This is a genomic window from Oryzomonas rubra, from assembly GCF_008369015.1.
GTDB lineage: Bacteria > Desulfobacterota > Desulfuromonadia > Geobacterales > Pseudopelobacteraceae > Oryzomonas > Oryzomonas japonica.
The window spans coordinates 43,815-70,495 of the sequence record NZ_SRSD01000001.1; the positions used below are offsets into that span (position 1 = coordinate 43,815).

Below are 26,681 nucleotides of genomic sequence, written 5' to 3' on the forward strand. Positions count from 1 at the left end.
AGGCGTTACAGGTAATTAAGGAGATGCTATGCACCTGATTGAAATGATGTGGGGCGGCCTTGGCGGCATGGGCTCGGGAACGATTTTATTAAAAATGTGTTTCATGTTCTTCCTGGTGGGTTTGTTTTGGGTAAGCTGCGAATTCGCCAAACACGTTATCACCGTCGGTTCCAAGCTGCTAACGGATGCTATGCGCTATCTTGCGGTGATGGTGAGAGGGTGGCCGGAAGGATCTGATAAACACTCAGAGGACAAATAGGGAGGGGGGCACAGAAAAAGGTATGGATCTGAGAGGAACTTGCTTCTGGTTGACTACTTTGCTCCGCAACAGGGGCAGTTTTTAAACATAGGCATAGGCTTAAGGCCGCCCTCCGGATTGATAAAAGGCTGTTAGCTGACTCTAGCGAACTTCGGGGCAGACTGTCAAACCAAGTATGCAGAATAGCGTAATATTATGATTGTCTCTGTCTTTATGGTGGACTTGGGTGTTGGTAATGCATTGATTCTTATCAACTTGTCATGTATATATTTTGATATTTCTCATTGATTGGGAAAGAAGGGAATACATGGCTGTCGTCACCATTCAGATACAGAACGACATAATGATTGTCAATGTAGTCGGTAGGCTGTCATTTGATGAGATTACCGATACGATCAAGCACCGTTATGACATGGTAACGTGCCATGTATTATGGGACTTTAGTCGCGGTAATGTCGGCGATATCACAACCGAGCAGTTCAAGCAAATACTTGCACTGGCAAAAGAATACCGACCCTTCTGTGAAGGCGCCAAGACCGCCTATGTCAGTACCATCGATAGCAACTTCGGGATGACGCGTATGTTTTCGACAATGGCGGAAATTGCCGGTCTACCTTACCCCTATAAAGCTTTCCGATCTTTTGACGAAGCTGTTGATTGGCTGCGAGAGTAGTCAACCTTCTCATCTGCCGAAAATCTGATACTTGCCAAGCATGGCATTTTCCCCTCATAATCGTTCTCTATGCGTATTGCTCTTATCTCCCCATACTCCATCGGTGCGATGCGTGGCAACATCACCACCGTCCGCCGTATTAACCAATTTCTCAACAAGGCGCACATCGAGACTCTCGTGTTGGCTGCCGACGTACTTTCAGTCGAGGAAATGGTGCAGCGCCTGCTCCCGTTTTCACCGACACTGATCCATGGCTTCCATGCCAGATACTGTGGCGAGATTGCCGTGATCCTGGCTGACCGCCTTCAGGTTCCCTCTATTATAACCATCACTGGCAGTGACCTTCATGATCCAGCCCTGCGCGATCATCCCGCGACCGTCACAGCGTTGGCCCGGGCCGCGGCAATTACCTGTTTCTGTGCGTCGGAAGCAGATGAGCTGGTTGCCCGTTTCCCTGGGTTACCGGGACGCGTCGCCGTGGTATCCCAAGGTGCAGAGGCGTTGCCGGACAGCGGAAGGAGGGATTTCGGCATTCCAGACGACTGCTTTGCCATCTTGCTGCCGGCGGCGCTAAGGCCGGTAAAAAATGTCGAATTTGCCATTACCGCCACCGAGAAGCTCTGGCAAGTTGATACGAGGTTCCGGCTGGTGATTGCCGGAGGTGAGATTGACCGCAGCTACGCCGACAGCATCCGCTCAATGCTTGATGTTGCACCTTGGGCACGTTGGCTTGGCGAGGTTCCGCATGAAGAAATGGGCGCTCTTTACCGCCGTGCTGATGTGGTGATCAACTGTTCAATACATGAGGGGATGCCCAACAGTCTCATGGAAGCCATGGCTCTGGGACGGCCGGTCGCGGCGGTTGACATCCCCGGTAATCGTCCACTGGTTCGACAGGGGGATACCGGCTGGCTATTCGATGACGAATCGACTTTCAGGACACTGGTTGTAACGCTTGCGAGTGATAAAATGCTGCGGCAGGAGATCGGAAAGCGTGCAAGGGAGTACGTCGAGGCCAACTTTTCGCCCTACGCCGAAGTAGAGAAGTACCGGAACCTCTATCGCAGTTTGGTCTGAATAGAGCACACATCCCTAGCACATGGGGAGGCGATGTTGTATTACGGCATTTACTACGGTACGAACAAAAAATGACTTAACCATAAAGTGGCTAAGTCATTGATTATGCTGGTCGGGGAGACAGGATTCGAACCTGCGACCCCCTGTGCCCAAGACAGGTGCGCTACCAGACTGCGCTACTCCCCGACGCGAAAGAGATACTTAATATCACATGTAAGCTGGTATGGCAATAGAAATTACTTTTCGGTACCGCTTCCGGCGAGACGTTCGCGCCATTCCCTGATGATTCCATCATAGGTCAGGTTGTAGTCGGCCAATGCCTTTGTAATAGCCATCTCGGTATTCAGGCCGTTACCCAGGCCAACGAGGATCTGTTTTACCCGGTGCCAGCCATAGGTGGTCACCAGGTAGTTCACCATACTGTAGCTCTGCTGGTAGGCCAGGATGGCATCGGCAGAGGCGAGGCCGCTGAAGCTTTTTTCGAGTTTTCTGAAGTCGGTAACGACGCCTTTGCGAGCGGCATGCTCCAATTCGGTCAGGGGGCGGTTATACTGTGTCCTGCCGAAGACTTCGGCAATTCCTTCGTTGAGCCAGAGCGGGCAGTTGCCGCGTGTCAGTTCGAACACCACCACATGGGCATACTCGTGATACAAAACTGCCCGTAAGGCCGGGTTTATCTCTTTTGCGGAGCCAAAGGGGAGCCTGATCTTGCCGTCGTAGACCCCCCCGGACCAGTCGGGCGAGTCGGTTACGGTCTGGTAGTCGCCACGTTTGTAAATGCCTACCGGTACGCGCGCCTGGGGATAGTGGTCCAGTTCCGAATTGACCGTGTTGGCCGCCGATTCCAGCACATCCAGGACTGTCAGGGCAAAGGCCGTATCCACATCCGGATCGTAGGAAAGATCGAAACGGGAGCTATGTCCCTGGTCCATGGACGCTTCGACGGCCGTTTCCTTGCGCGCCTTGCTGAGTACATCCAGAATTTCCTTGCGTCCCGGCGCACGTTTCAGGGCGAGTTCCCATAACTCCACGGCTTGCTGGCGGTCGTCGGTATCGTACAGCACCAAGCCCAGAAAAAAGAGCACCTCAATAGAGTCGCCCGCCTGTGAACGGGCCTGTTCCAGTTCGGAACGGGCTATCTCGTATTTTTTGAGATAGTAGTTGCAGATGCCTCGCAGCAAGGCATAAGCGGCGTCATCGGGATAAAGCTCCTGGGCCTTGAGGAATACCGCGTCCGCCTGTTCATACCGTTTTTGCGTGAAGAGTTGGTGCCCATACGCCGCATATGCGCTCGCCAGATTATACGTAATCTTCTCGTTGAGTGGGAACAGGCGATGGCTGTTTTCCAATTGTTCCAGGTCTTTTTCACTATACCGGGGAGCCGTTGAGGGGGAAGTTTTATCGCTTGGCTGGGGTTGATCGTTGTTGACCGGCTCGGCGGCGTAAAGGGGAGAAAACGACAGGCAGGATACCGTCAGGAAAAGGGCGGCGTGGTACAACAGGGAATGCCGGCATCTTCGCAATGCCGGCATTCGGCGGTTTGGGGGGCCGCACGGCGGCATCATGGGCGAGAGATGAAGGCGTGCACTGATGCTACGATTCCGGCGCAGTCGAGTCCCACCATGGCGCGTAGTTCGTGCTGTTCGCCCTGGGGTATGTAGTGGTCGGGATAGCCGAGACGCAGAACCGGTACGCCGGTCAGGCCGTGCTGTTCCAACAGCTCCAGGATGGCCGTACCGAAACCGCCTTGCAAGGCGTTCTCCTCCAGGGTCACAATCCGGCCGTGCGTGCGGGCGAGTCCCAGGATCAGCGTCTCGTCCAGCGGCTTTACGAAGCGGGCATTGACAACGGCCAGTGCCATGCCGTGCTCTTTTTCAAGTTGCCCGGCCGCCTCCAGGGCGGGGTAGACCATGGTGCCCAGGGCCAGCAGCACGCCATCGTCCCCCTCGCGGAGCAATTCTGCCCGGCCCACGGGGAGCGGGGCCAGGGTCTGGTCCAGCGGCACGCCATAGCCGTTTCCCCGGGGATAACGCACGGCGGCCGGGCCGCCCAGGTCAAGGGCGGTGGTCAGCATGTGCTGGAGTTCGTTTTCGTCTTTGGGCGCCATCAGGGTCATGTTGGGCAGGTGACGCAGGTAGGAGAGGTCAAAGGCGCCGTGATGGGTGGGGCCGTCGCTGCCCACCACACCCGCCCGGTCAACGGCAAAGGTCACCGGCAGGTTCTGCAGGCAGACATCGTGGAAAACCAGGTCGTAGGCGCGTTGCAGGAAGGTGGAGTAGACCGCGAATACCGGCCGCAGGCCACTGGCCGCCAGACCGGCGGCAAAGGCCACCCCATGCTGTTCGGCGATGCCCATGTCGAAAAAACGTTCGGGGTATTCCTTGGCAAATCCGCTCAGACCGGTGCCGTCGGGCATGGCGGCGGTGATGGCCACGATCCGTTCGTCTTCGGCAGCAAGTTTACAGAGGGTGTTGCCGAAGATTGCGGTGTAGGATGCGGCACCGCCTTTCCCCTTGAGCACCTTGCCGGTTTCGATCTCGAACGGTCCGACGCCATGGAAAAGCGACGGGTTGTCTTCGGCGGGTTTATAGCCTTTGCCTTTCTTGGTCAGTACGTGGATCAGGATGGGATCATGGAACTTCTTGATCCCCTCCAGGGTCTCCAAGAGCTTCGGCAGATCGTGCCCATCGATGGGACCGATATAATTAAAGCCGAACGCCTCGAACATCATGCCGGGGGTGAAGAGCCCCTTGAAGGACTCCTCCAGCTTGCGGGCGACATGCAGAACCCCTTTGCCAACGTCCATCCGCTTGAGAAACGCCTCCGTATTCTTTTTGAAGCGATACACGAATTCGCTGGAGGAGGTACGGCTCAGAAAGGTGGAGAGGGCGCCGACATTTTCGGCAATGGACATCTCATTGTCATTGAGGACGACGATCAGGTCCTTGGCCAGGGCGCCGGCGTTGTTCATCCCTTCGTAGGCCATGCCGCCGGTCATGGAACCGTCGCCGATTACCGCAATCACCTTGTTCCTGCGCTCATCCAGGTCCCGGGCCGCGGCATAGCCGGTGGCCGCCGAGATGGAGGTGGAGGAGTGGCCGACGCCAAAAGCGTCGTGGGGCGATTCGGCCCGTTTGGGGAATCCGGTGATGCCGTTCAGGGTGCGCAGGGTGGGGAACCGCTCCCTTCGACCGGTGAGGATCTTGTGGGCGTAGGCCTGATGGCCCACATCCCAGATGATCTTGTCGGCAGGCGAATTGAATGTCCGGTGCAGGGCAATGGTCAGTTCCACAACACCCAGGCTGGGCGCCAGATGGCCGCCGTTCTTTGCGCACGTCTCGATGATCATGGTGCGAAGCTCCGCAGCCACGGCCGGAAGCTGGGACAAGGGGAGCTTTTTCAGGTCATCGGGGGAGTTTATCGTTTCAAGGATAGACATTGACAGGTCCTTATCTTTTAAAAACACTACCACGGAGGGATACTGGGGAAAGCGGAACGGACAGGATTGAAAAATAGGTTATTCAGGATTTTTAAAATTGCCTTTGTGCATCCTGTTCATCCCTGTAAATGGTTTGTGTCTTTCCTCCGTGTCCTCCGTGGTGAACACTTCCCGTTTCAGTTCTTCCTGTTGACGATATACTGGGCGATGTTCCGTAGCGGATCCGCCTCGGGGCCAAAGATTTCCAAGGCGGCCATGGCCTCGTCCATCATGGTCCGGGCTTCTGCCTTGGCCGCCGGCAAGCCCATTACCGCCGGATAGGTCGCCTTGCCGCGGGCCTCGTCGCTGCCTGCATCCTTGCCGATCTCCTCGGTGGTGCCCTCGATATCCAGGATGTCGTCGGCGATCTGGAAGGCCAGCCCGGCAGCCTCGCCGTATCGTTTGACGGCAGCCAGTTTTGTCTCGTCCGCTCCCCCTAACAGTGCGCCGGCAACCACCGAGGCCTTGATCAGGGCGCCGGTTTTGTGGGTGTGGATGTACTGCACGATGGGCAGATCGATATCCGGCTTGCCTTCACTCTCCATGTCCACGACCTGTCCGCCCACCATGCCGTGGGAGCCGGCGCAGACCGCGATTTCGTTGATGACCGCCAGGCGTGCGGCAGGCGGTACATCGCTGTTGAGACGCGGGTCGCTGGCCAGCTTGAAAGCCTCGGTCAGCAGGGCATCCCCGGCCAGGATGGCGATGGCCTCGCCAAAAACCTTGTGGTTGGTAGGGTTCCCGCGCCGGAAATCGTCGTCGTCCATGGCGGGCAGGTCGTCGTGGATCAGGGAGTAGGTATGGATCATCTCCATGGCGCAGGCCGCCGGTATGGCGCGCTCCGTATCGCCGCCGACCGCCTGGCAGGCGGCCAGCATCAGAATCGGCCGCACCCGCTTGCCACCGGCAAAGACCGAGTAGCGCATGGCCTTGTGCAGGTTGTGGGGAAGCTCGGTTTCTTTGGGCAGGAAGCGGTCCAGGGCTACGTCAACCCGTATGCATTGTTCTTTCAGGTATGCTTTTAAATCCATGGTTACGGTCCTTTTTTTGCCGCGGAGACACCCGGGTGCCGAGCTAGCCAACCGAAGAGGAGCAAGCAAGTATCTGGAGCGGGGAAACTGCGTTGTGTCTCTGTGGCAGAAGTTTTGACTTTGATTTTATTCTTCCGGTTCGAACGGCTCTCGGCCAAAGGTCCCGTCCTTGCGTTTCAGCAACACCTCGACCCGCCGCTCTGCCTCGTCCAGTTTTTGGGAACAGAAGGCGGCGTGTTTGACCCCCTCCTCGAAGGCCTTGAGGGAGTCCTCCAGGGAAATTGAGCCGCCTTCCAGGCGTTTGACGATTTCTTCCAACTTTTTTAGGGACGTCTCGAATTTTTCCGTTGCCATGTTAAAACCTTTTTTTGCCCGTTTTCAGTATCGGGACATTATACAGATATGCTGTCTACGGTCAAGTATTCACGCTTCCCGGCTCTCTATACGGCATATGGCCGTGCCGCGGCGGAAGTTGAGCTTCAGCAGTTCGCCCTCCGCAAGCTGCGCGGCGTCGGTGGCCACCGTGCCGTCTTTACAGCGTCGGGCAATGGCGTACCCCCGGGCAAGGGTGGAGAGCGGCGAGAGTACTTCCAGCCGTGCGGCCTGTTCTCCGAAAGCCAGTTTGAGAACCTCCAGTTTCGATTGTATCAGCCGTTCGCCGTCCGACTCAAGCCGTTGCAGGCGCTGCCGACGATCGGCAATCAAATGTATCGGGCTACTGAATGAAAGCGATTGGTTTAGACGATTTAGTTGTTCTCTGCGCCGGATCAGGCCGTTCTCCAGGCTTAAGGCAAGCCGCTCCGTCAGGTCGTCCACCCGCTGGGCCAAGTGTCCCACCAGGGTCGTGGGGTCGTGGAGCGCCCGTCGCAACAGATCGAGCCGTGATTCCCGGGCAGCCAGGTACGATTCGATTCCCAGACGCAGGCGATGGGCCAGGGACTCCACCTGACCGCGCAATTCCTCGGCACTGGCGGAAACCAGTTCCGCGGCCGCAGACGGGGTGGGGGCACGCAGGTCGGCGGCAAAGTCGCAGATGGTCCAGTCGGTCTCGTGCCCCACAGCCGAGATGATTGGGATGCGGGAACGGCGCACGGCTCGCGCCACGACCTCTTCGTTGAACGCCCACAGGTCTTCCAGGGAGCCGCCGCCGCGGCCGACGATCAGCACGTCCACATCGCCCAGGCGGTTCATGTCGGCGATGGCTGCGGCGATCTCCCGGGCGGCGCCGTCACCCTGGACGCGCACCGGGTAGAGCACCACCTCCAGCGATGCAAAGCGGCGTTTGAGGACATTGAGGATGTCGTGGATAGCGGCGCCGGTCGGCGATGTCACCACGCCCACCCGTTTGGGAAAACGAGGCATGGGGCGTTTGCGGACCTCATCGAAAAGCCCCTCCCGGGTCAGGAGCTCCTTGAGTTGCATGAAGGCCAACTGCAGGGCTCCGACGCCGGCCGGTTCCAGGTATTCGCAGATGATCTGGTATTCGCCGCGCTGGTCGTAGACGGATAGGCGGCCCCTAACGATCAGGCCCATGCCGTCGGAAAGGCGGAACTTCAGGTTCTTTACGGCACTTTTGAACATGACGCACCGCACCTGGGCCCCGGAATCCTTGAGGGTGAAATAGAGGTGCCCGGAGGAGGGGAGGGACAGATTGGAGACCTCGCCCTCGACCCAGACCTGATCGAAGTTATCCTCCAGCACCCCCCGGATGAGGGCGGTCAGGCGGCTGACCGTGAGGATGGTTTTTTCGGCAAAGATATCCATGGGGGTATCTTAAGCGCCGCGCACTCCGGCGTCAATCCCTATCACCTGAATCCGGGGCGCCTCCATGCCTCCGCTTGTCCGGAAGGCCTCTGCCTCTGGGATCATGATTGCCGACCGTCCGGCGGAGGACCGGCGGGTGAGTGGTTCGCCGCAATACGGGCGACGTGCGGGTTGCGGCTCTTCCGGCTACTATGGCACCCGCGTCACGGCTTCAGGTGAGTAACGCGCCAGCCCCATGCGCGGGTCAACCCCCGGACATCGCGGGAATGGCGGCGGTCCGGCTTTTCCGCTTTACTTTCAGGCCATATTTATCTATCCTTCACAATTCCATTTTAGTGTGCATAACCGAAGGATTTATGGCCATCAGCAGACTACGAAATTTTTCCATCATCGCCCACATCGATCACGGTAAGTCTACCCTGGCCGACCGACTCCTGGAATACACCGGTGCGCTTTCCGACCGGGAAAAGCAGGATCAATTCCTGGACAAGATGGATCTGGAACGTGAACGGGGCATCACCATCAAGGCCCAGACCGTTCGGCTCAACTACCGGGCCGACGACGGCAACGATTACGTCCTCAACCTGATCGACACCCCCGGCCATGTGGACTTCACCTACGAGGTGTCCCGCTCTTTGGCGGCCTGCGAAGGCGGGCTCCTGGTGGTTGACGCCTCCCAGGGGGTCGAGGCCCAGACCCTGGCCAATGTCTATCTGGCCCTGGATAATAATCTGGAGGTCTTCCCGGTCCTCAACAAGATCGACCTGCCCGCGGCCGACCCGGAGCGTGTAATCCAGGAGATCGAGGAAATCATCGGCATTGATGCCCATGACGCCGTACTGGCCAGCGCCAAAGAGGGGATCGGCACCCACGAGATCCTCGAAGAAATCGTCAAGAAGATACCTGCGCCCACGGGGGACCCCTCCGCGCCGCTCAAGGCGCTCCTGTTCGATTCGTGGTACGACCAGTACCAGGGGGTCATTATCCTGGTACGGCTCTTCGAGGGCACCCTCAAAAAGGGCGACAAGATCCAGCTCATGTCCACCAACCGCTCCTACGAGGCGCTCAAGGTCGGGGTGTTCGCCCCGGTGATGCTTGAGGTCCCGGCACTGAGCGCCGGCGAGGTCGGCTTTGTGATCGCCGGTATCAAGGATGTGGCCGACGCCAAGGTGGGTGATACGGTGACCCTGCTGAACCGACAGTGCGAACGGGCGCTTGCTGGCTTCAAAGAGGTCAAGCCGATGGTATTCTCGGGCCTGTACCCCATCGATACGGCCCAATACGAACAGTTGCGCGACGCCCTGGCCAAGCTCAAGCTGAACGACTCATCCTTTTCCTACGAGCCGGAGACCTCTGTCGCCCTGGGGTTCGGTTATCGGTGCGGTTTTCTGGGACTGCTGCATATGGAAATCATCCAGGAACGGCTGGAACGGGAATTCGGCCTGGACCTGATCACCACCGCACCGACGGTTGTGTACAAGGTCCATCGCGTCACCGGCGAGGTGGTCACCATCGAGAGCGCCAACCTGCTCCCCGAGCCACAATATGTGGATTACCTGGAAGAACCGTTCATCCTTGCCCATATCCACGTGCCCAACGAATTCGTCGGTGGCGTGCTGGCCCTGTGCGAGGAAAAGCGCGGCGTGCAGCGGGAGATCAAGTATCTGACCCCCACCAGGGTCATGATCATTTACGAAATGCCCCTGAACGAGATCGTGCTCGATTTCTATGACAAGCTGAAATCCATCACCAAGGGGTACGCCTCCCTGGACTACGAACACCTGGATTACCGGCGCAGCGAACTGGTCAGGATGAACATCATGATCAACGGCGAGGTGGTGGACGCCCTGTCCCTGATCATTCACCGGGATAAGGCCTATTTCCGCGGCCGCGATCTGGTATCCAAGATGAAGGAGCTGATCCCGCGCCAGATGTTCGAGGTGGCCATCCAGGCGGCCATCGGCAACAAGATCATTGCCCGCGAGACGGTCAAGGCCATGCGTAAGGACGTGCTAGCCAAGTGTTACGGCGGGGACATCACCCGCAAACGCAAGCTCCTGGAGAAACAGAAGGAAGGTAAAAAGCGTATGAAAAACGTCGGGAACGTGGAACTCCCTCAAGAGGCGTTTCTGGCGATTCTCAAGGTGGACGATAAATAAATTCTCATTTCCGCAAAGGAACATCCAATGGAAGACAACAGCGAAATATCACCGCAGCCATCCGCATCATCCGCAGAACCAACCCTCAATGCCTCTGCGCCGGACGTAAAGCAGAAGAGCATCATCCGCGAATACGCCGAATCGATCATTATTGCCTTACTCCTGGCGTTGGTCATCCGCACCTACTTGGTGCAGGCCTTCAAGATCCCGTCCGGGTCCATGGAAGACACCCTGGCCATCGGAGATCATCTGCTCGTCAATAAGTTCATCTATGGCACCAAGCTCCCCTTCAGCGACAAACGGCTGCTTACGCTTCGCGACCCGCGTCGGGGCGACGTGATTGTCTTCGAATACCCCGAGGACCCCAGTAAGGATTTCATCAAGCGGGTTATCGGCACACCGGGCGATGTGATTGAGGGCAAGGACAAAAAGGTCTTCGTCAACGGCAAGCCCTACGAGAACCCCCATGAGGTGCACAAGGAAAAGGATGTCGTTCCCAAGGAGATGAATCCGCGGGACACCTTTGGTCCGGTCACGGTGCCGCCCAACTCGTATTTCATGATGGGGGACAACCGCGACCGCTCCTATGACAGCCGTTTCTGGGGCTTTGTGAGTCGGGACAAGATCAAGGGCTTGGCGTTCATCAAGTACTGGTCGTGGGACAAGGATAAATTTAGGCCCCGTTTCGGCAGCATCGGGAAACTGATAAACTGATTTCAAGACGAAAACGAAAACCATAATCTGCCACGGAGACACAGAGGACAGACAAAGGCAGAGAAAACCAGGCTCACAAGGCTTTTCATGGTAAACCTCTGTTTTTGTTTTTGATTCCTCCGTGGTGGAAAATTTTGCGGTTCCGGTTGTAGAGACTGGTTTCATGCTGTTCCTGCGCCCCTGTTGCAGGCGCTTTTAAGAATACTTTGAATGGAGGATTGAGATATGGACACGTTGGGAAGCTGGAAACGGACGCATTACTGCGGCGATTTGCGCGCCGCCGATATCGGCTCCGAGGTGATTCTGATGGGCTGGGCCCTGCGTCGCCGGGACCATGGCGGTTTGATCTTCATCGACCTGCGCGACCGGGAGGGGATTGCCCAGATCGTCTTCGATCCCGAGGTGTCTGCTCCGGCCCACGGCGTGGCGGAATCGGTACGCAGCGAGTTTGTCCTGGCGATAAAGGGCAAGGTCATCCCGCGGCCGGAAGGCACGGTCAATCCTACCATGAAGACCGGCGAGGTGGAGATCCGGGTCACCGAATGCAAGCTGCTCAACCGTTCCAAGCCGCTCCCCTTCATGCTGGACGAATTCAGCGAGGCGAACGAGAATATCCGTCTCAAACACCGCTACCTGGACCTGCGCCGTCCCCAACTCCAGAATAACTTGATCCTTCGCTCGAAGGTTGCACAGCTAACTCGTTCATATCTGACGGAAAATGGATTTATCGAATTGGAAACGCCCTTCCTGACCAAATCGACGCCGGAGGGTGCCCGCGACTTCCTGGTGCCGTCCCGCATCAACCAGGGCACTTTCTATGCTTTGCCCCAATCCCCCCAGATCTTCAAACAGATTCTGATGATCTCCGGCTTTGACCGCTATTTTCAGGTGGTGCGCTGCTTCCGTGACGAGGATCTGCGGGCCGACCGCCAGCCCGAGTTCACCCAGATCGACTGCGAGATGTCCTTTATCGATCGCGAGGATATCATCACTATCATGGAAGGGTTGATCGCCCGCATCTTCAAGGAAGCTAAGGGGGTCGATGTCCGGCTGCCGGTGGAGCGGATCACCTATGCCGAGTCCATCCGCCGTTTTGGCGTGGATAACCCGGATATGCGCTTCGGTATGGAACTGTGCGACCTGACCGATCTGGTCAAGGGTTCCGGCTTCAAGGTCTTTGCCGATGTGGCGGCCAAGGGGGGCATCATCAAGGGAATCAATGCCAAGGGGTGCGCCACCTTTTCCCGCAAGGAGATCGACGACCTGACCGAGTTCGTCAAGATCTATGGCGCCAAGGGGTTGGCTTACGTCAAGTTCGAGGGTGGTGAGTGGCACTCTCCCATTGCCAAGTTCTTTACGCCGGAAGAGATTGCCGTCATGAATACCTCCTTTGGCGCCGAGGAGGGCGACCTGCTGTTCTTCGTGGCCGATAAGCCCAAGGTGGTCCACGACTCTCTCGGCAAGTTGCGCAACCACCTGGCCGGGATTCTCAAGCTCACCAGCAAGGATGACTACCGTTTCGTCTGGATAACCGACTTTCCGCTCCTGGAGTGGGATGAGGACGAGAAACGGTGGGCTGCGGTGCACCACCCCTTCACCGCGCCGATGGACGAAGACGTGGAGTACGTGGAATCGGACCCGGGCCGCTGCCGCGCCAAGGCCTACGACCTGGTGCTCAACGGCAACGAGATCGGCGGCGGCTCCATCAGGATTCATCAGGAAGAGGTCCAGTCGCTGATGTTCAAGATGCTCGGCCACTCCGAGGAGGACAAACGCGCCAAGTTCGGTTTCCTGCTGGATGCGCTCGACTACGGTACGCCGCCCCACGGCGGTATCGCCTTCGGCATGGACCGCCTGATCATGTTGCTGACCGGCAGTGACTCCATCCGCGACGTCATCGCGTTCCCCAAAACCCAGAAAGGGGCCTGCCTGATGTCGGAAGCTCCCTCGACGGTGGATACCAAACAACTCCGCGAGCTTGGGATCAAGTTGGCGGAAAAACCGGCATAGCGAACCGTAATGGTGCGCTGGCCCACCGCCATACTGCTCCTCGTATGTTGCTGTCTTGTCGCCGCATGTGCCACGCAGGCGCCGCCGCCGTCTTGGCGCCTGCAGGCCATGGCCCTGGTGGACGAACTGTCCCCTCATGGCGGCCCGCGCCAATTCCCGGTGGAGTATCGCAACATCGTCGAGACCTTCGAGCATGGTGAGGCGGTGCTGCAGGTGCAGAAAAATGACAGGGAGGCTGATGCCTATTATCTTCTGGCCCTGCAAAAGGGCGATCTGCTGAAAGCCGAATTGCAACGGCTGAAAAGGGAAGCAGAGGAAGAGGCGAGGCGGCAGGCGGCCGAACGTGCGGCTCGCGCCGAGGAAGAACGGCTTCAACGCGAAGCAGCCCAGGCAGAGGCCCGCCTGCAGGAACGCAATCGCTTGAAGGCCGCCGCCGAGGCTGCGGCGGCCAGAGCGAAAGCCGCTTCAAAGGAGCCGCCCGTTTCGCTCCCTTCCGCCTACACGGTTCGCCGTGGCGAAACCCTTCCGCAAATTGCCGGAAGAACTGAAATCTACAATGATGTTTCACTCTGGCCCCTCATTTACCGTGCCAATCGTGACCAGATACGCGACCCTAAGCGGCTCTGGCCGGGGCAGGTGCTCACCATTCCGCGCCACTTCTCCCATGACGATGCCGTCGAGGCACGCCGTTATTCCGGTAAAAAATAAAACAACATTATTACGCAGCAATTTAATTCGCAAAGCAGTCGAAACAACAGGTAGTTTTTTCTTGACAGTCAAATACCTTTTGTATACTGTATACAAAATTAGTGTTCCGTATTAAGTATTGTAATACCAATAGGTTATAATTTTATGGCCTATTTGGGGGGATGCGGTTGCCGTAAACCGTTGACTATCGTCCAGGGGGGAAATCGATACCTGGCCCGCACCGTATGCGAATGTTTCCGGTAACGATAAAAAACTAAGGAGAGGAACACGCAATGACGACACAAAAAATTATTTGGTCGAAAATCGATGAGGCACCCGCACTGGCAACTTACTCTTTGCTTCCCATCGTCAATGCCTTCACCAAGGCGGCCGGCGTTGTCGTTGAAACAAGGGACATCTCTGTTGCAGGAAGGATTATCGCCAATTTCCCGGAAAACCTGACGGAAAGCCAGAAGATGCCTGATTATTTGGCAGAGTTGGGGGCGCTTACCCAGAAACCGGAAGCCAATATCATCAAGTTGCCCAACGTCAGTGCTTCGATCCCACAATTGAAGGCCGCTATCAAGGAATTACAGGAAAAGGGTTACAATATTCCGGACTACCCTGAAGAGCCGAAAACAGATGCGGAAAAAACGCTTCACGCTCGCTATGCCAAGTGCCTGGGGAGTGCCGTAAACCCTGTTTTGAGAGAAGGTAACTCCGACAGGAGATCGGCGCGCGCGGTTAAGGAATATGCCAAGAAACATCCGCATAAAATGGGTGCATGGAGCGCGGACTCAAAGACACATGTTGCTCATATGAATGCCGGGGATTTTTATCATAGCGAAAAATCCATTACCATGAAAAAAGCCGGCAATGTGAAAATCGAGCATGTGGACCAGGCCGGCAAGGTCACGGTTCTGAAAGAAAAACTGCCTCTTCAGGCGGGTGAAGTGTTCGATGGTTCGTTCATGAGTGCCCGCGCCCTGCGTAAATTCATCGAAGAGCAGATAGAGGATGCTAAAGCAAAGGGTGTGTTGTTCTCCGTGCACCTCAAGGCAACCATGATGAAGATCTCCGATCCCATCATGTTCGGCCATTTTGTCTCCGTCTACTATAAAGATGTATTCGAAAAACATGCGGCCACCTTTAAAGAGCTCGGGGTTAATCCGGATCTTGGCATGGGTGACCTGTATTTGAAGATTCAGAAGTTGCCGGAAACCAAACGGGCCGAGATAGAAGCGGATATTCAGGAAGTCTACAAAAAACGGCCTGCGCTGGCGATGGTGGATTCGGACAAGGGCATCACCAATCTGCATGCAAGTAACGATATCATCATCGATGCCTCCATGCCGGTCGTCATTCGCGACTCCGGTGGGATGTGGGGGCCGGACGGAAAACTGCACGACGTAAAATGCGTGATCCCGGATACCTGCTATTCGGAGTGGTATCAGGAGTGCATCGATTTCTGCAGGAAAAACGGTCAATTCGATCCGACCACCATGGGTTCTGTCTCCAATGTGGGGCTCATGGCACAAAAGGCGGAAGAGTACGGCTCTCACGACAAGACCTTCAAGGTCCCTGCAGATGGCACGGTGCGCGTTGTTGATGAATCCGGCGAAGTGTTGATGCAGCATACCGTGGAGGCAGGGGATATCTGGCGCGGTTGCCAGGCAAAAGACCTGCCGATCCAGGATTGGGTCAAGCTGGCGGTAAAACGGGCGCGGGCAACCGGGGCGCCGGCTGTGTTCTGGCTGGACAAAAATAGGGCCCATGATGCCCAGATGATCGAAAAGGTCAACAAATACCTGAAAGACCACGATACCAGCGGCCTCGAAATCCATATCATGACTCCGGTGGATGCCATGCGCTTCACGCTTCCCCGGGCAAAAGCCGGCCAGGATACCATCTCCGTCACCGGAAATGCCTTGAGGGATTATCTGACCGACCTGTTTCCGATTCTTGAACTGGGTACCAGCGCGAAAATGCTCTCGATTGTCCCGCTTCTGGCTGGTGGCGGCCTCTTCGAGACCGGAGCCGGCGGCTCGGCACCCAAGCATGTCCAGCAGTTTCTACAGGAAGGGTACTTGCGCTGGGATTCACTCGGTGAATTCCTGGCGCTGGGGGTGTCGCTGGAGCATCTGGCCAGCACCTTCAAGAATGAGAAAGCCCAGCTCCTGGCCGATACGCTTGATCAGGCAAATACCAAGTTCCTTGAAAACAACAAGAACCCGGCCCGTAAGGTTGGTCAGATTGATAACAGAGGCAGTCATTTTTACCTGGCAATGTACTGGGCTGAAGCATTGGCAGAGCAGACCAAGGACAAGGAGCTCGCGGCGCGTTTTGCCAAGGTAGCGCAGCAACTTAAGGAAAATGAGGCAAAGATTAACGAGGAGTTGATCGGTGCCCAGGGAAAACCGCAGGATATCGGCGGCTATTATCAGCCGGACCCGGCTAAGACGGAAAAGGCAATGCGTCCCAGCGCAACCTTAAACGCAATAGTGGACGCCATTGCCTAAAGGGATTAAGAAGCAGAACAAAAATATTCGAGGAGGAAAACAGTATGGCACGGAAAAAGATTGCTCTTATTGGTGGTGGACAGATCGGTGGCGTTCTTGCTCAACTGGCGGCTCTGCGTGAACTGGGCGATGTGGTCCTGTTTGATATCGTCGAAGGGTTGCCCCAGGGCAAGTGCCTCGATATCGCTGAGGCTTCTCCGATTGACGGTTTCGATGTCGAGCTGAAAGGCACCAACGATTACAAGGATATCGCCGGATCCGATGTGGTCATCGTTACTGCGGGCCTCCCCCGCAAGCCGGGCATGAGCCGTGACGACCTGATCGAAGTCAATTCCAAGATCATCGCGAGCGTTGGCGAGGGGATCAAACAGTACGCCCCCAACTCCTTCGTGATCGTCATCTCCAACCCGCTGGATGCCATGGTTACCCTGCTGCAGCGCATCACCGGTTTCCCCTACAATCGCGTCATCGGCCAGGCCGGCGTGCTCGACTCCGCCCGTTTCGAAGCCTTCATCGCCTGGGAATTGGGTGTGTCCGTGAAGGACGTCACCGCCATGACCCTGGGCGGCCACGGCGACGACATGGTGCCGCTGGTTCGCTATGCCAGCGTTAAAGGTATCCCGGTCCTGGAACTCCTTGAGCGTAAATACAAGGATAAGGCCAAGGCCAAGGAAGTCATGGAGGCCATGGTCAAGCGCACCCGCGGCGCCGGCGGCGAAGTCGTGGCCCTGCTCAAGACCGGTTCGGCATTTTACTCCCCCGCCTCCGCGGCCATTTCCATGGCCGAATCGATCCTCAAGGACCAAAAACGCGTGCTGCCCACCTGCTGCTTCCTGCAGGGCGAGTATGGCGTCAAAGGCTACTACGTCGGCGTACCGGCGGTCCTCGGTTCCAATGGCGTGGAAAATATCCTGGAGTTTGCCCTTGATGCTGAAGAGCAGGCAATGATGGACAAGTCTGTCGCTGCGGTCAAAAGCCTGGTCGACAGCCTCAAATAGTTCTCGGAAGCGAGTCAGGCTCTTGTTTGGAAATGCAAAAGAAGGGCTAGCGCCCTTCTTTTGCCACATTTGGCCTGATATTTCACACTATTTACTACGGAATAAAGGAGTCTTTCCAGATGGAAAAAACACTGCCAAAGATCGAGATTATCGAAAAGTACTGCAAGGGGTGCCATATCTGTGTGGAATTCTGCCCCACCAAGGTTCTTGAGATGAAGGGCTTTGTCGCCTCCGTCAAGAACCTGGAAGCCTGCATCAAGTGCATGCAGTGCGAACTAAGGTGCCCCGATTTCGCAATAAAGGTTATAACCGACTAATTTTACGGGAGGAATGAACAGTGGCAAAAAAAGTAGCGTTTCTTCAGGGTAACGAGGCCGCAGCCCACGGCGCCATCTACGCCGGCTGCAACTTTTTCGCCGGATACCCGATCACACCCTCGACAGAGGTCGCGGAAGTTTGTTCCTTGGAACTTCCCAAGCTGGGCGGCAAATTCATCCAGATGGAGGATGAGATCGGCGCCATGGCGGCCATCTTGGGCGCCTCCCTGGCCGGTTCCAAGGTTCTGACCGCCACCTCCGGCCCCGGTCTTTCCCTCAAGCAGGAACTGATCGGCTACGGATGCATCGCCGAGATTCCTTGCGTTATCTACAACGTCATGCGTGGCGGCCCCTCCACCGGTATGCCCACCGGACCGAGCCAGTCGGACGTGATGGCAGCCAAGTGGGGCACCCACGGCGATCACCCGGCCATCTTGCTGGTGCCGGCTTCGGTGCAGGAAACCTACGAAGAGACTATTCGCGCCTTCAACCTCTCCGAAAAGTACCGCACGCCGGTCATGGTCATGCCGGACGAGATCGTGGCCCACATGCGTGAGCGTATTGTGTTCCCCGAGAAGGGCGAGATCGAGGTCGTGCCCCGCAAGGCGCCAACCGTACCCCCCGAGCAGTACAAGCCCTACGACACCAGCTTCGGCGATGTGCCGCCCCTGGCCTCGTACGGCACCGGCTACAAGTTTCATGTCACCGGCCTCAATAAGATGCAGGACGGTTTCCCCACCACCAAAGCCGAGATTGTCCAGGCCGAAGAGGAACGTCAGGTCCGCAAGGTTAACGCCAGCGTGGACGACATCGTCACCTTCGAGGAATACCTGCTGGATGACGCCGAGGTTGTGGTCATTGCCTACGGCTCCACCTCCCGCTCCGCCCGCTATGCCGTCAATGCGGCCCGCGAGCAGGGCATCAAGGCCGGCATGTTCCGCATCAAGACCTTCTGGCCGTTCCCGGACAAGCAGATCAAGGCCCTGGCCGGCAAGGTCAAGGGTTTCGTAACCCCGGAGATGAACCTGGGCATGTGCGCCGGAGAGGTCGAACGATGCGCCCAGGGGAAGGTTCCGGTCCTCGGCATCTTCCGCGTTGACGGTGAGCCGATCAATCCCGATCAGATTGTCGCGAAGATCAAGGAGGTTAAATAACCATGGCTTTTGATTACGATAAGTATATTCGTCCCGGCAAATTGCCCCACATCTGGTGCCCCGGCTGCGGCCACGGCATCGTCATGAAGGGGCTCATCCGGGCGATTGATTCGCTGCAGCTGGATACCAAAAACACCGCCATTGTCTCCGGCATCGGTTGTGCGTCCCGTCTTCCCGGCTATATGGACTGCTGCACCCTGCATACCGCCCATGGCCGCGCTGCGGCTTTCGCCACGGGCGTCAAGATGGCCAAACCAGAGATGAATGTAATCCTGGTGGGTGGTGACGGCGACGGCACCGCCATCGGCGGCAACCATTTCATCCACGCCTGCCGCCGCAATATCGACATGACCTATATCATCCTCAACAACAAGATTTACGGCATGACCGGCGGCCAGTTCTCCCCCGCCACGCCGACCGGCGCCAAGGCATCCACGACCCCCTACGGCAACCCTGATCCCCCCTTCGATATCGCCAAACTGGCCATCGGCGCCGGCGCAACTTTCGTGGCCCGCGGCACCGCCTACCACGCTACGCAGATCGATAAACTGATCGCTGAAGCCATTCAGCACAAAGGCTTCTCCGTGGTGGAGATCTTGGACGACTGCCCGACCACCTACGGTCGCCGCAACAAGTTCAAATCGGTCATCGAGATGATGAACCATCTCAAGGAAACCTCCGTTCCGGTCAAGGCCGCCGAAAAAATGACCGCCGAGCAGTTGCAGGGCAAGGTCCTTACCGGTGTCCTCTACAAGGAAGAAAAGCCGGAGTACACCGCCGAGTATGCCAAGGTGATCGAGCGCGCCCAGGCCAAGTAATCATTACAGGAAAAAGGAGCGATAGAGAATGTCCAGATATGAACTCAGATTTTCCGGCGCAGGCGGACAGGGGCTGATCACCGCCGGGATCATTATGGCAAAAGCCGCCTCCATCTACGAAGGGAAACAGGCCGTCCAGTCCCAGAGTTACGGCCCTGAGGCCCGCGGCGGCGCATCCAAGTCGGAGGTTATCATCTCCGACGGACCGATCGACTACCCCAAGGTTACCGCGTGCGACGCACTGCTGGCCATGACCCAGGAGGCCTGTAACAAGTACTCCCATGACCTCAAGGACGGGGGCGTCCTGCTAGTTGACTCCGATCTGGTCACGACGCTGCCTAAAGGCAATTTCAAGACCGTGGCCTTTCCGATCATCAACACCGCCAAGAACGAGGTGGGTCGCGAGATCGTCGCCAATATCGTCGCCCTGGGCGCCATGGTTGCCCTGACCGGCCAGGTAAGCCGGGAAAACGCGGAGAAGGCCGTACTCTCCAGCGTTCCCGAGGCGTTCCTGGAACTGAACAAAAAGGCCTTCAGCATGGGCTACGAAAAGGCTCTGGCCGCCAAGGTCTAAAGCTAACGTGTGAGCAGTCCCACACTATAAAAGGCCCGGTGCATTTGTACCGGGCCTTTTATATTTTTCCATTCATTGTCCTGTGTCCCACGACTGACCGCACGGGGCACTAACGTGTTCCCGCCATGATCCCCGCACCATTGGGAAGATCGATCTCCAGTCGCCGTATGCCCCTGAGACCGGCTGCCTTCATCATCTCCTGCAACTCTCCCTGGGCATAGGCCTTCCCGGCTGGCGTCCCCACCAGCATGTTGAGCGAGAACAGGGCAGGGTGGAGCGGGGCCACCCGGTTGTCGTTCAGGATAAATTCCTGGATCAGCAGCAGGCCTCCGTCATTCAGGGCGGCGGCGGCCTTGGCGACGATCGCCGCGCAGGCTGCGGGTCCTTCGCTGTGCAACAGGTGAGAAACCCATATCACGTCATAGCCGGTGCCGATGTCGTCAGTGGTGATATCGCCGGCTCTGAAGGCGATGCGCCCGGAGAGGCCGAATCGGTCCACAGTTTGTTCGGCAAAAGGGCGGGTGGTGGGCAGGTCGAAGATTACCGCGGTCAGGTCGGGATTTCGTTTGCAGAAATGGATGGCATAGGTGCCCGGCCCGCCTGCCAGGTCGAGCATCCTGCGGCGTCCGTTCAGCTCGATCTGCGCCGCTACCTTGGGTGCCAGGAGGGAGGCGAGGTCGAACATGCCCAGCAAAAAACTCTCCCGTTCCGCAGCCCTGGCCTCGTGGGACGAACGCCTGCGCACCGGGGCGCCGTTTTTTACCGCCTCGTCCAGACGACTCCATCCCACCACCAGATGGTGGTGGTGCATGATGATATGCCCCATGTACGTGTCGGATGTTGTGGAGAGATATTCGGCGCTGAAGGGGGTGGCGCGGAACGTCCCCTCCTCCTTGGAGAGCAGGTCCATGGCGGTAAGTGCATTCAACAGCATGTCAAGGCCGCGTTCATCGGCGGCAATAAGCCGCGCCAGCTGGGAAACGGTCAGGGACCGGTCGGCTAGAGGGGTGAAAACATCCAGCTTGACACCGGCGTGCAGCGTGCAGGTGCTCCAGTAGCTTCCCGAGAGTTGCAGCAGTTCCGGCAGGGTCATGCGATGCTCCTTTCGCGGTTAATTTCCATCTTGAAGCTCCGGGCGGAAACCAGTTAGTGTCCCATGCCTCCCTCCTCCTGATGCGAGGTCCGCTTCAGGAGCAGGAGCAGCGGGAGGATGGCCAGAAAGGTCAGGCCGATGATGAAGAAGATACGGTTGAAGGCCAGGGCGCCGGCCTGTTTGCGCAGGGCCCCGTACATCATGCCCAGGGCCGTCCGGTCGGCCTGGCTCACGGCAATGCCCTTGGCGACCAGGGCTTGTTTCAGGCCCTCGAAGCGCATCTGCCAGGCCGGATTATAGGGCGAAATATTGGCAACCAGATTGTTCTGGTAGAACTGTTCCAGGCGTGCCAGGAGGGTGGTGGCCATGGCGATGCCGACGCTGCCGCCGATATTGCGCAGCAGGTTGAACATGCCGGTGGCGTTGCCCATCTCCGGTTTGGGGATGGTGGCCAGGGTAACGGTGGTCAAGGGTACGAAGATCATGGCCAGGCCGAAACCCAGGACGATACGCGGCCAGGTAAAGTTCCAGAATGCCCCTTGCAGGTTGAGCCCCTGCATGATGAACATGGAGGCGGCACCGATGAGCAGGCCGATGAATACGATCTTGCGGCCGTCGCGCTTCGCCAGGGCTGCGCCCACAAAGGGCATGGTTATGAGGGTGGCCACACCGCCGGGGGCCATGACCATGCCGGCGTTGGTGGCCGAATACCCCATCAGGGTTTGCAGGAAGAGTGGGATCAGCATGATCGAACTGTACAGACAGAAACCGACCACGAACATGATGAAGTTGCCGGCTGAAAAAGAGACGTTCTTGAACAGGCGCAGGTTGATGATGGGATGCTCGTGGGTCAACTCAACCCAGATCAGCGCTATCAGAGAGATGACGGTGATCACGCTGAACGTGATGATGAACCGCGAGCTGAACCAGTCGTCCTGCTGCCCCTTGTCCAAGACCACCTGAAGCGATCCCATGCTGGCGGTGAGCAGGAACAGCCCCCAGTAGTCGATGGAAATTCGTTCTTTGCCGCGTTTGAGATAGGCCGGGTCGTAGATGAAGAAGGCGCACATGATGAAGGCGATGATACCTACGGGCAGGTTGATGTAGAAGATCCAGCGCCAGTTGAGGTTGTCGGTGATCCAGCCCCCCAGCGCCGGGCCGACGATCGGGCCGGTCATGGCCCCGATGCCGAAGATGGCCATGGCCATGCCCCGCTGGTTCGGCGGGAATGTCTCCATCATGATGGCCTGACCCATGGGGATCAGCGCGCCTCCGGCGGCGCCCTGCAACACCCGGAAGAAGATCAGCGAGGCCAGATTGGGGGCTGAACCGCACAGGAGGGATGCCAGGGTGAACAACGCGATGCAGGTCATCAGAAAGCGTTTTCGCCCGAAGACCCGCGCCAGCCAGCCGGTCATGGGAAGCACTACGGCATTGCTGACCAGATAGGAGGTCAGCACCCAGGTGACCTCGTCGGTTCCGGCGTTGAGGCTCCCCTGCATGTGGGGCAGGGCCACGTTGGCCACCGAGGTGTCGATGATCTCCATGATGGTCGGGAGCATGACCGAGATGGTGATCAGCCATTTATTGATGTTTTTATCTTCGGATGTGGACATGGAAGATCCGCTATTCTCTCGCCCGCACGGTTTAGTTAAAGGGGTTCAGATCCTTGAGTATGCCGGCGGTGCTTCGCCCCACCAGCACCGTGGGGATGACGCTCATTCCCACCCGCAGGAGGTGCTCCGGGTCCGAGCTGTTATCGATGGTAATCTTTACCGGGATCCGCTGGACAACCTTGACGTAGTTGCCGGTGGCGTTTTCCGGGGGGAGCAGGGAAAACGCCGCGCCGGTGCCGGCCATGATGCTGTCCACGCTGCCGCTGAAGGTTCGTCCCGGGTAGGTGTCCACCGTGAATTCCACTTTTTGGCCGGGTTTGATATAGGTCAGCTGGCTTTCCTTGTAGTTGGCCGTAATCCAGGCGTCCTGCAGCGGCACCAGCGCCATCAGGGACTGCCCCGCCTGGATGTTGGTGCCCGGCTCGATGGACTTGCGCGTTATGTAGCCATCCCTGGGCGCAAAGACCTTGGTGTAGGAAAGCTGCAGTTTGGCCTCATCCATTTGCGCCTTGCGTTGGGCTATCCGCGCCTTGTTGCCGTCCCGGTTGGACAGCCCCGCCTCGGCCTGGGCGCGTTTGAGGGCTTCGGCCGCTTCTTTCTGCTTGGAGTCGGCGACCCGCTTGGCGGTTCTGAGGCGGTCGAGTTGTTCCTTGGGGATCACCTCGCGGCTGAAGAGTGCCTCGCCGCGGGTCAGGTCCAGCACCGCCTGGTCGTAGGTGGCCCGGGCCGACTGGAGGCTCGCCCGCGCCCCTTCAACCTTCTGGTATTCTCCACCGGTTTCGTTTTCCGCCATACCGACGCCAGCCTCGGTCTGGGCGACTTTCACCCGGTAGTCGCGGTCGTCAAGTTCCACCAGCAGGTCCCCCTGCTTGACCAACTGGTTGTCGTTCACCAGCACGCGCGTCACGGTGCCGGAAACCTTGGCGGAAACCGGGACGATGCGGGCCTCGATGAATGCGTTGTCGGTTTCGATGTGGGTCTTGCTTTTGATCAACCATTTCAGTCCGAACCATCCCCCGGCGATGAAGATGATCAGGAGGATGACAAGCGCTTTGCGGCGCTTGTAATTACCCTGTTTGTTGGCATCCTCCGTCCCTGGTGCCGTCGTGTCGAACGGTGGCGGGGTGGCTCCGGTGGCGGTCGGTGTTTTTTCCTCTGTCGTTGCTGTGCTCGTATCGTCTGCCATTACTTCCTCCGCTGGCGTAATTGGTTAAAGCTCTCCCACGGCGCGTTTCAGACGGGCCTGGGAAACCTGGTAGTCGTACAGCGCACTGTAGTAGTCGGTCTTGGCCTGGGTGACCAGGGTCTGGGCATCCAGCACTTCCGTTGCCGTGCCGACCCGCTCCCGATACCGCTCCCTGTTGATGCGCAGGTTTTCCTCGCTCTGACGGATGGCGGATTCGGCCACGCCGATCCGTTCCCCGGCCACGTTGACATCGTTGCGGGAGGTGTCGATCTCCAGATGCACCTGGGATTCCGCTTGACGCAGGGCGTCCTGGTTTCTGGAGCGGTTGCGCACGGCCTTTTCCGTGTTTGCGGTGGAGGCGAAGCCGTCGAACAGGTTGATCTTGACGCCGATGGTTGCCGCCATGATGGTCTGTTCCAGCGCCTTGTCGTTTTGCACGTAGTTGAGGGCGGCCTGGGTGTAAAGTTCCGGGTAGAAGGCGGCCTTGCTTTCGCGTACCTCCATATCGCTGGCTTCCACGCCGTGGCGCAGGGCCAGGACATCGTGGCGTCGGGAGAGTGCGTCGCTTTCGTCCACCGGCGTCGCCGCGCCGCTCGATAGGGAGACTCCCTCATCCAGTTCCGCGCGAAACCCGGGTTGGGAATCGGTCAGATAATTGAGTTGAAGCCAGTTGTTTTCCAAGCGGTTCTTCATGGTCAGAAGCTTCTGCTTGGCCGCAGACAGGCGTACCTCGGCCTGTAGCACATCGTTGCGGGTAACGGCCCCCTCCTCGAACAGTGCCTGGGCCACGCGGCGGTGTTCTTCCACCTGGGCAACCTCGTCCGCGGCCGCTGCGATCAGCTTGCGGGTTTCCAGGATGGAAAAGTAGGCTTCGATCACCTGCAAGGCTACGTCCGTGCGGCGGGCTTCAAAGGACTGGACGGAGGAGTCGGCAAGTGCCATGGTCATCTGCTGCCTGGCGTTCCGGCGGCCGAAGTCGTAGATGGTGTAGGTAGCGGAGAGCCCGACAGATGCATAGTCCGCCTGTTGGGTCTCGGCTTGAGTGCCAGCGATCTTTGCGCCCTGTGCGGCTTGCTGCATGGTATAACCGGCCTGGGCATCTATGCGGGGATAGTTTGCCGCCGATGTTTGGCGAATGTCCTGTTCGGCTATCCGGGGAGTCCAGGCCGCTGCCTTGAGGCCGGGATTATGCTCTCTGGCCCGCTCCAGGCATGCCTGCAATGTGAGCGGAGCCGCCCAGGCAGAGGTGCCGATCAGAAGCATGCCGCCCGTGAAGAGGCTAAAAAGTAGGTTTCTCATATATCCTCGTTTCTCCGCGAAGGATTTCCAATATGCGCCCAAGTTCGGCAACATCTTTTTTGCTCAAGCCGCTGGTGAGTTTTGCCAGGGCCTTTTTCGAACATTCCCGCAACTGGGGTTCCAGTGATCTCCCCCGGGGGGTGAGCTTGATCTGATAGGCTCGCCGGTCATGGGGGTGGGGGTGCCGCTCAACCAAACCGAATTTTTCCAGACGGTCGATCAAGCCCCCCAGTGTGGTGCGGTCCACTTGGCTTTTTTCGGACAATTCCACCTGGGTCACCCCGTCCTGCTGCCAGAGGAAGGCCAGGAGCGCGTACTGGGGAGGCGTCAGGTCGAATTTTTCCAACTCTTCCCTGAACAGCGCAAAGGTCCGTTGGTAGGCCTTTGCCAGCAGAAAGCCAATGCTTTTTTCAACATTTAACATGGAATGATTACCCTCATTGATCTATGCTGATTGTCATTGTACATATAATCAGTATACTGTCAATAGGCGGGTGATGATATGGACGGTGTATCGGTACGTTGCAAGAAATAGTTTAAATTTGTCTGGAATCATGCAATAAATATGATAGTGCGGAACGGTTTTACATTTCCCGGCACAACGGCTGCCGGTTTGAGGGAACCATCACTGACATGTTGCTGACCCTGGACTCCGAACATCCCCAGCCCCACCAGGTTGCCCGTGTTGTGGACTGCCTGAAAAATGGCGGCATTATTGCCTATCCTACCGATACGACCTATGGTATCGGCTGCTCCATCTTCAACAAAAAGGGGATCGAGCGTATCTACCTCATGAAGGGACGCGAGCGGCGTAAACCGTTTTCGTTCATCTGTTCAAGCCTGTCCGAGGTCGCCCATTATGCCAAGGTCGGCAATAATGCTTTCAAGATCATGAAACGTTTTCTCCCCGGCCCCTACACCTTTGTGCTGGAGGCCACCCGTGATGTGCCCGACCTACTCTTGACCCGTCAGAAAACGGCAGGGATCAGAATTCCGGACAACCGTATCTGCCTGGACGTGGTCCTGGCGCTGGGCAATCCGATCATAACCACCAGCGCCAACCTTTCCGGGGAGGACCCGGTCGGCGACCCGCTCATCATTGAAGAAACATTTGGGCATCAACTCGATTACGTCATCGACGGCGGCCTGCTCACCACGGACGTTAGTTCGGTAGTGGCGTTGACCGGCGCCACCCCCGAGGTGCTGAGGGCCGGCGTAGGCGACGTATCGTGGTGCGTCTGATTAACGCTGAAAA

24 protein-coding genes and 1 tRNA gene are annotated in these 26,681 nt (G+C 57.7%); 14 read left to right on the top strand and 11 right to left on the bottom strand.

Annotated elements, in window-relative coordinates:
- Window positions 1-28 precede the first annotated feature (28 nt).
- From ET418_RS00190 to ET418_RS00200, 3 genes are all read left to right on the top strand, one after another.
- Complete coding sequence (locus tag ET418_RS00190) at window positions 29-259, top strand: hypothetical protein (protein ID WP_149305560.1); 231 nt, start codon at window positions 29-31, stop codon at window positions 257-259.
- A gap of 307 nt (window positions 260-566) precedes the next feature.
- Window positions 567-932, top strand: coding sequence for a hypothetical protein (locus ET418_RS00195; protein WP_149305561.1), 366 nt, complete (start codon window positions 567-569; stop codon window positions 930-932).
- Window positions 933-1,001: 69 nt separating this feature from the next.
- Window positions 1,002-2,009, top strand: a complete 1,008-nt coding sequence (locus tag ET418_RS00200; RefSeq protein ID WP_149305562.1) for a glycosyltransferase — start codon at window positions 1,002-1,004, stop codon at window positions 2,007-2,009.
- Window positions 2,010-2,118: 109 nt separating this feature from the next.
- Here ET418_RS00200 and ET418_RS00205 read toward each other — a convergent pair.
- The 6 genes from ET418_RS00205 to xseA form a co-directional block, all read right to left on the bottom strand.
- Window positions 2,119-2,195, bottom strand: a tRNA-Pro gene (locus ET418_RS00205).
- Between the two features lie 50 nt (window positions 2,196-2,245).
- Window positions 2,246-3,532, bottom strand: coding sequence for a peptidase MA family metallohydrolase (locus ET418_RS00210; protein ID WP_188055173.1), 1,287 nt, complete (start codon window positions 3,530-3,532; stop codon window positions 2,246-2,248).
- Between the two features lie 38 nt (window positions 3,533-3,570).
- Window positions 3,571-5,448 (bottom strand): 1-deoxy-D-xylulose-5-phosphate synthase, encoded by a 1,878-nt coding sequence (gene dxs, locus ET418_RS00215; protein ID WP_149305564.1) that lies wholly within the window; start codon window positions 5,446-5,448, stop codon window positions 3,571-3,573.
- 176 nt (window positions 5,449-5,624) lie between these two features.
- The gene (locus ET418_RS00220; protein WP_149305565.1) at window positions 5,625-6,518 is read right to left on the bottom strand and encodes a polyprenyl synthetase family protein; all 894 of its coding nucleotides are present in this window, start codon (window positions 6,516-6,518) and stop codon (window positions 5,625-5,627) included.
- A gap of 126 nt (window positions 6,519-6,644) precedes the next feature.
- Window positions 6,645-6,872: an exodeoxyribonuclease VII small subunit gene (locus ET418_RS00225; RefSeq protein ID WP_149305566.1), complete on the bottom strand. Its 228-nt coding sequence runs from the start codon at window positions 6,870-6,872 to the stop codon at window positions 6,645-6,647.
- 69 nt (window positions 6,873-6,941) lie between these two features.
- Window positions 6,942-8,282: an exodeoxyribonuclease VII large subunit gene (gene xseA, locus ET418_RS00230; RefSeq protein ID WP_149305567.1), complete on the bottom strand. Its 1,341-nt coding sequence runs from the start codon at window positions 8,280-8,282 to the stop codon at window positions 6,942-6,944.
- A 356-nt stretch (window positions 8,283-8,638) separates the two neighbouring features.
- On the opposite strand from xseA, the gene lepA reads away from it, so the two are divergent.
- The 10 genes from lepA to ET418_RS00280 all read left to right on the top strand — a co-directional run bounded on the left by lepA (window position 8,639) and on the right by ET418_RS00280 (window position 20,232).
- Window positions 8,639-10,441 carry a translation elongation factor 4 gene (gene lepA, locus ET418_RS00235; RefSeq protein WP_149305568.1) on the top strand — a complete coding sequence of 601 codons (1,803 nt, stop codon included), beginning with the start codon at window positions 8,639-8,641 and terminating at the stop codon, window positions 10,439-10,441.
- Window positions 10,442-10,468: 27 nt separating this feature from the next.
- On the top strand, window positions 10,469-11,155 hold the full coding sequence (gene lepB, locus ET418_RS00240) for a signal peptidase I (protein WP_149305569.1): 687 nt from the start codon (window positions 10,469-10,471) through the stop codon (window positions 11,153-11,155).
- A gap of 225 nt (window positions 11,156-11,380) precedes the next feature.
- Window positions 11,381-13,165 carry an aspartate--tRNA ligase gene (aspS, locus tag ET418_RS00245; RefSeq protein WP_149305570.1) on the top strand — a complete coding sequence of 595 codons (1,785 nt, stop codon included), beginning with the start codon at window positions 11,381-11,383 and terminating at the stop codon, window positions 13,163-13,165.
- A 108-nt stretch (window positions 13,166-13,273) separates the two neighbouring features.
- Window positions 13,274-13,873 carry a LysM peptidoglycan-binding domain-containing protein gene (locus ET418_RS00250; RefSeq protein WP_246152881.1) on the top strand — a complete coding sequence of 200 codons (600 nt, stop codon included), beginning with the start codon at window positions 13,274-13,276 and terminating at the stop codon, window positions 13,871-13,873.
- Between the two features lie 272 nt (window positions 13,874-14,145).
- On the top strand, window positions 14,146-16,371 hold the full coding sequence (locus ET418_RS00255; RefSeq protein ID WP_149305572.1) for an NADP-dependent isocitrate dehydrogenase: 2,226 nt from the start codon (window positions 14,146-14,148) through the stop codon (window positions 16,369-16,371).
- Between the two features lie 44 nt (window positions 16,372-16,415).
- A complete protein-coding gene (mdh, locus tag ET418_RS00260) occupies window positions 16,416-17,369 on the top strand; it encodes a malate dehydrogenase (RefSeq protein WP_149305573.1) in 954 nt (317 codons plus the stop codon).
- A gap of 119 nt (window positions 17,370-17,488) precedes the next feature.
- Window positions 17,489-17,686, top strand: coding sequence for a 4Fe-4S binding protein (locus ET418_RS00265; RefSeq protein WP_149210461.1), 198 nt, complete (start codon window positions 17,489-17,491; stop codon window positions 17,684-17,686).
- Window positions 17,687-17,706: 20 nt separating this feature from the next.
- On the top strand, window positions 17,707-18,840 hold the full coding sequence (locus ET418_RS00270) for a 2-oxoacid:acceptor oxidoreductase subunit alpha (protein WP_149305574.1): 1,134 nt from the start codon (window positions 17,707-17,709) through the stop codon (window positions 18,838-18,840).
- Between the two features lie 2 nt (window positions 18,841-18,842).
- Window positions 18,843-19,658, top strand: a complete 816-nt coding sequence (locus ET418_RS00275) for a 2-oxoacid:ferredoxin oxidoreductase subunit beta (RefSeq protein ID WP_149305575.1) — start codon at window positions 18,843-18,845, stop codon at window positions 19,656-19,658.
- A 28-nt stretch (window positions 19,659-19,686) separates the two neighbouring features.
- Complete coding sequence (locus ET418_RS00280; RefSeq protein WP_149305576.1) at window positions 19,687-20,232, top strand: 2-oxoacid:acceptor oxidoreductase family protein; 546 nt, start codon at window positions 19,687-19,689, stop codon at window positions 20,230-20,232.
- Between the two features lie 109 nt (window positions 20,233-20,341).
- Here ET418_RS00280 and ET418_RS00285 read toward each other — a convergent pair whose 3' ends face one another.
- The 5 genes from ET418_RS00285 to ET418_RS00305 are packed head-to-tail and all read right to left on the bottom strand — an operon-like array spanning window position 20,342 to window position 25,850.
- Window positions 20,342-21,325, bottom strand: a complete 984-nt coding sequence (locus tag ET418_RS00285) for a methyltransferase (protein WP_149305577.1) — start codon at window positions 21,323-21,325, stop codon at window positions 20,342-20,344.
- 53 nt (window positions 21,326-21,378) lie between these two features.
- Complete coding sequence (locus ET418_RS00290) at window positions 21,379-22,941, bottom strand: DHA2 family efflux MFS transporter permease subunit (protein WP_149305578.1); 1,563 nt, start codon at window positions 22,939-22,941, stop codon at window positions 21,379-21,381.
- 31 nt (window positions 22,942-22,972) lie between these two features.
- Complete coding sequence (locus ET418_RS00295) at window positions 22,973-24,127, bottom strand: HlyD family secretion protein (protein ID WP_149305579.1); 1,155 nt, start codon at window positions 24,125-24,127, stop codon at window positions 22,973-22,975.
- A 24-nt stretch (window positions 24,128-24,151) separates the two neighbouring features.
- The gene (locus tag ET418_RS00300; RefSeq protein WP_188055174.1) at window positions 24,152-25,426 is read right to left on the bottom strand and encodes a TolC family protein; all 1,275 of its coding nucleotides are present in this window, start codon (window positions 25,424-25,426) and stop codon (window positions 24,152-24,154) included.
- Window positions 25,407-25,850, bottom strand: a complete 444-nt coding sequence (locus ET418_RS00305; RefSeq protein WP_149305581.1) for a MarR family winged helix-turn-helix transcriptional regulator — start codon at window positions 25,848-25,850, stop codon at window positions 25,407-25,409. Before ET418_RS00305 ends, ET418_RS00300 begins: the two co-directional genes overlap by 20 nt.
- Before the next feature lie 209 nt (window positions 25,851-26,059).
- Here ET418_RS00305 and ET418_RS00310 point away from each other — a divergent pair, with 209 nt between their 5' ends.
- The gene (locus tag ET418_RS00310; RefSeq protein WP_149305582.1) at window positions 26,060-26,668 is read left to right on the top strand and encodes an L-threonylcarbamoyladenylate synthase; all 609 of its coding nucleotides are present in this window, start codon (window positions 26,060-26,062) and stop codon (window positions 26,666-26,668) included.
- The last annotated feature ends 13 nt before the right edge of the window (window positions 26,669-26,681 follow it).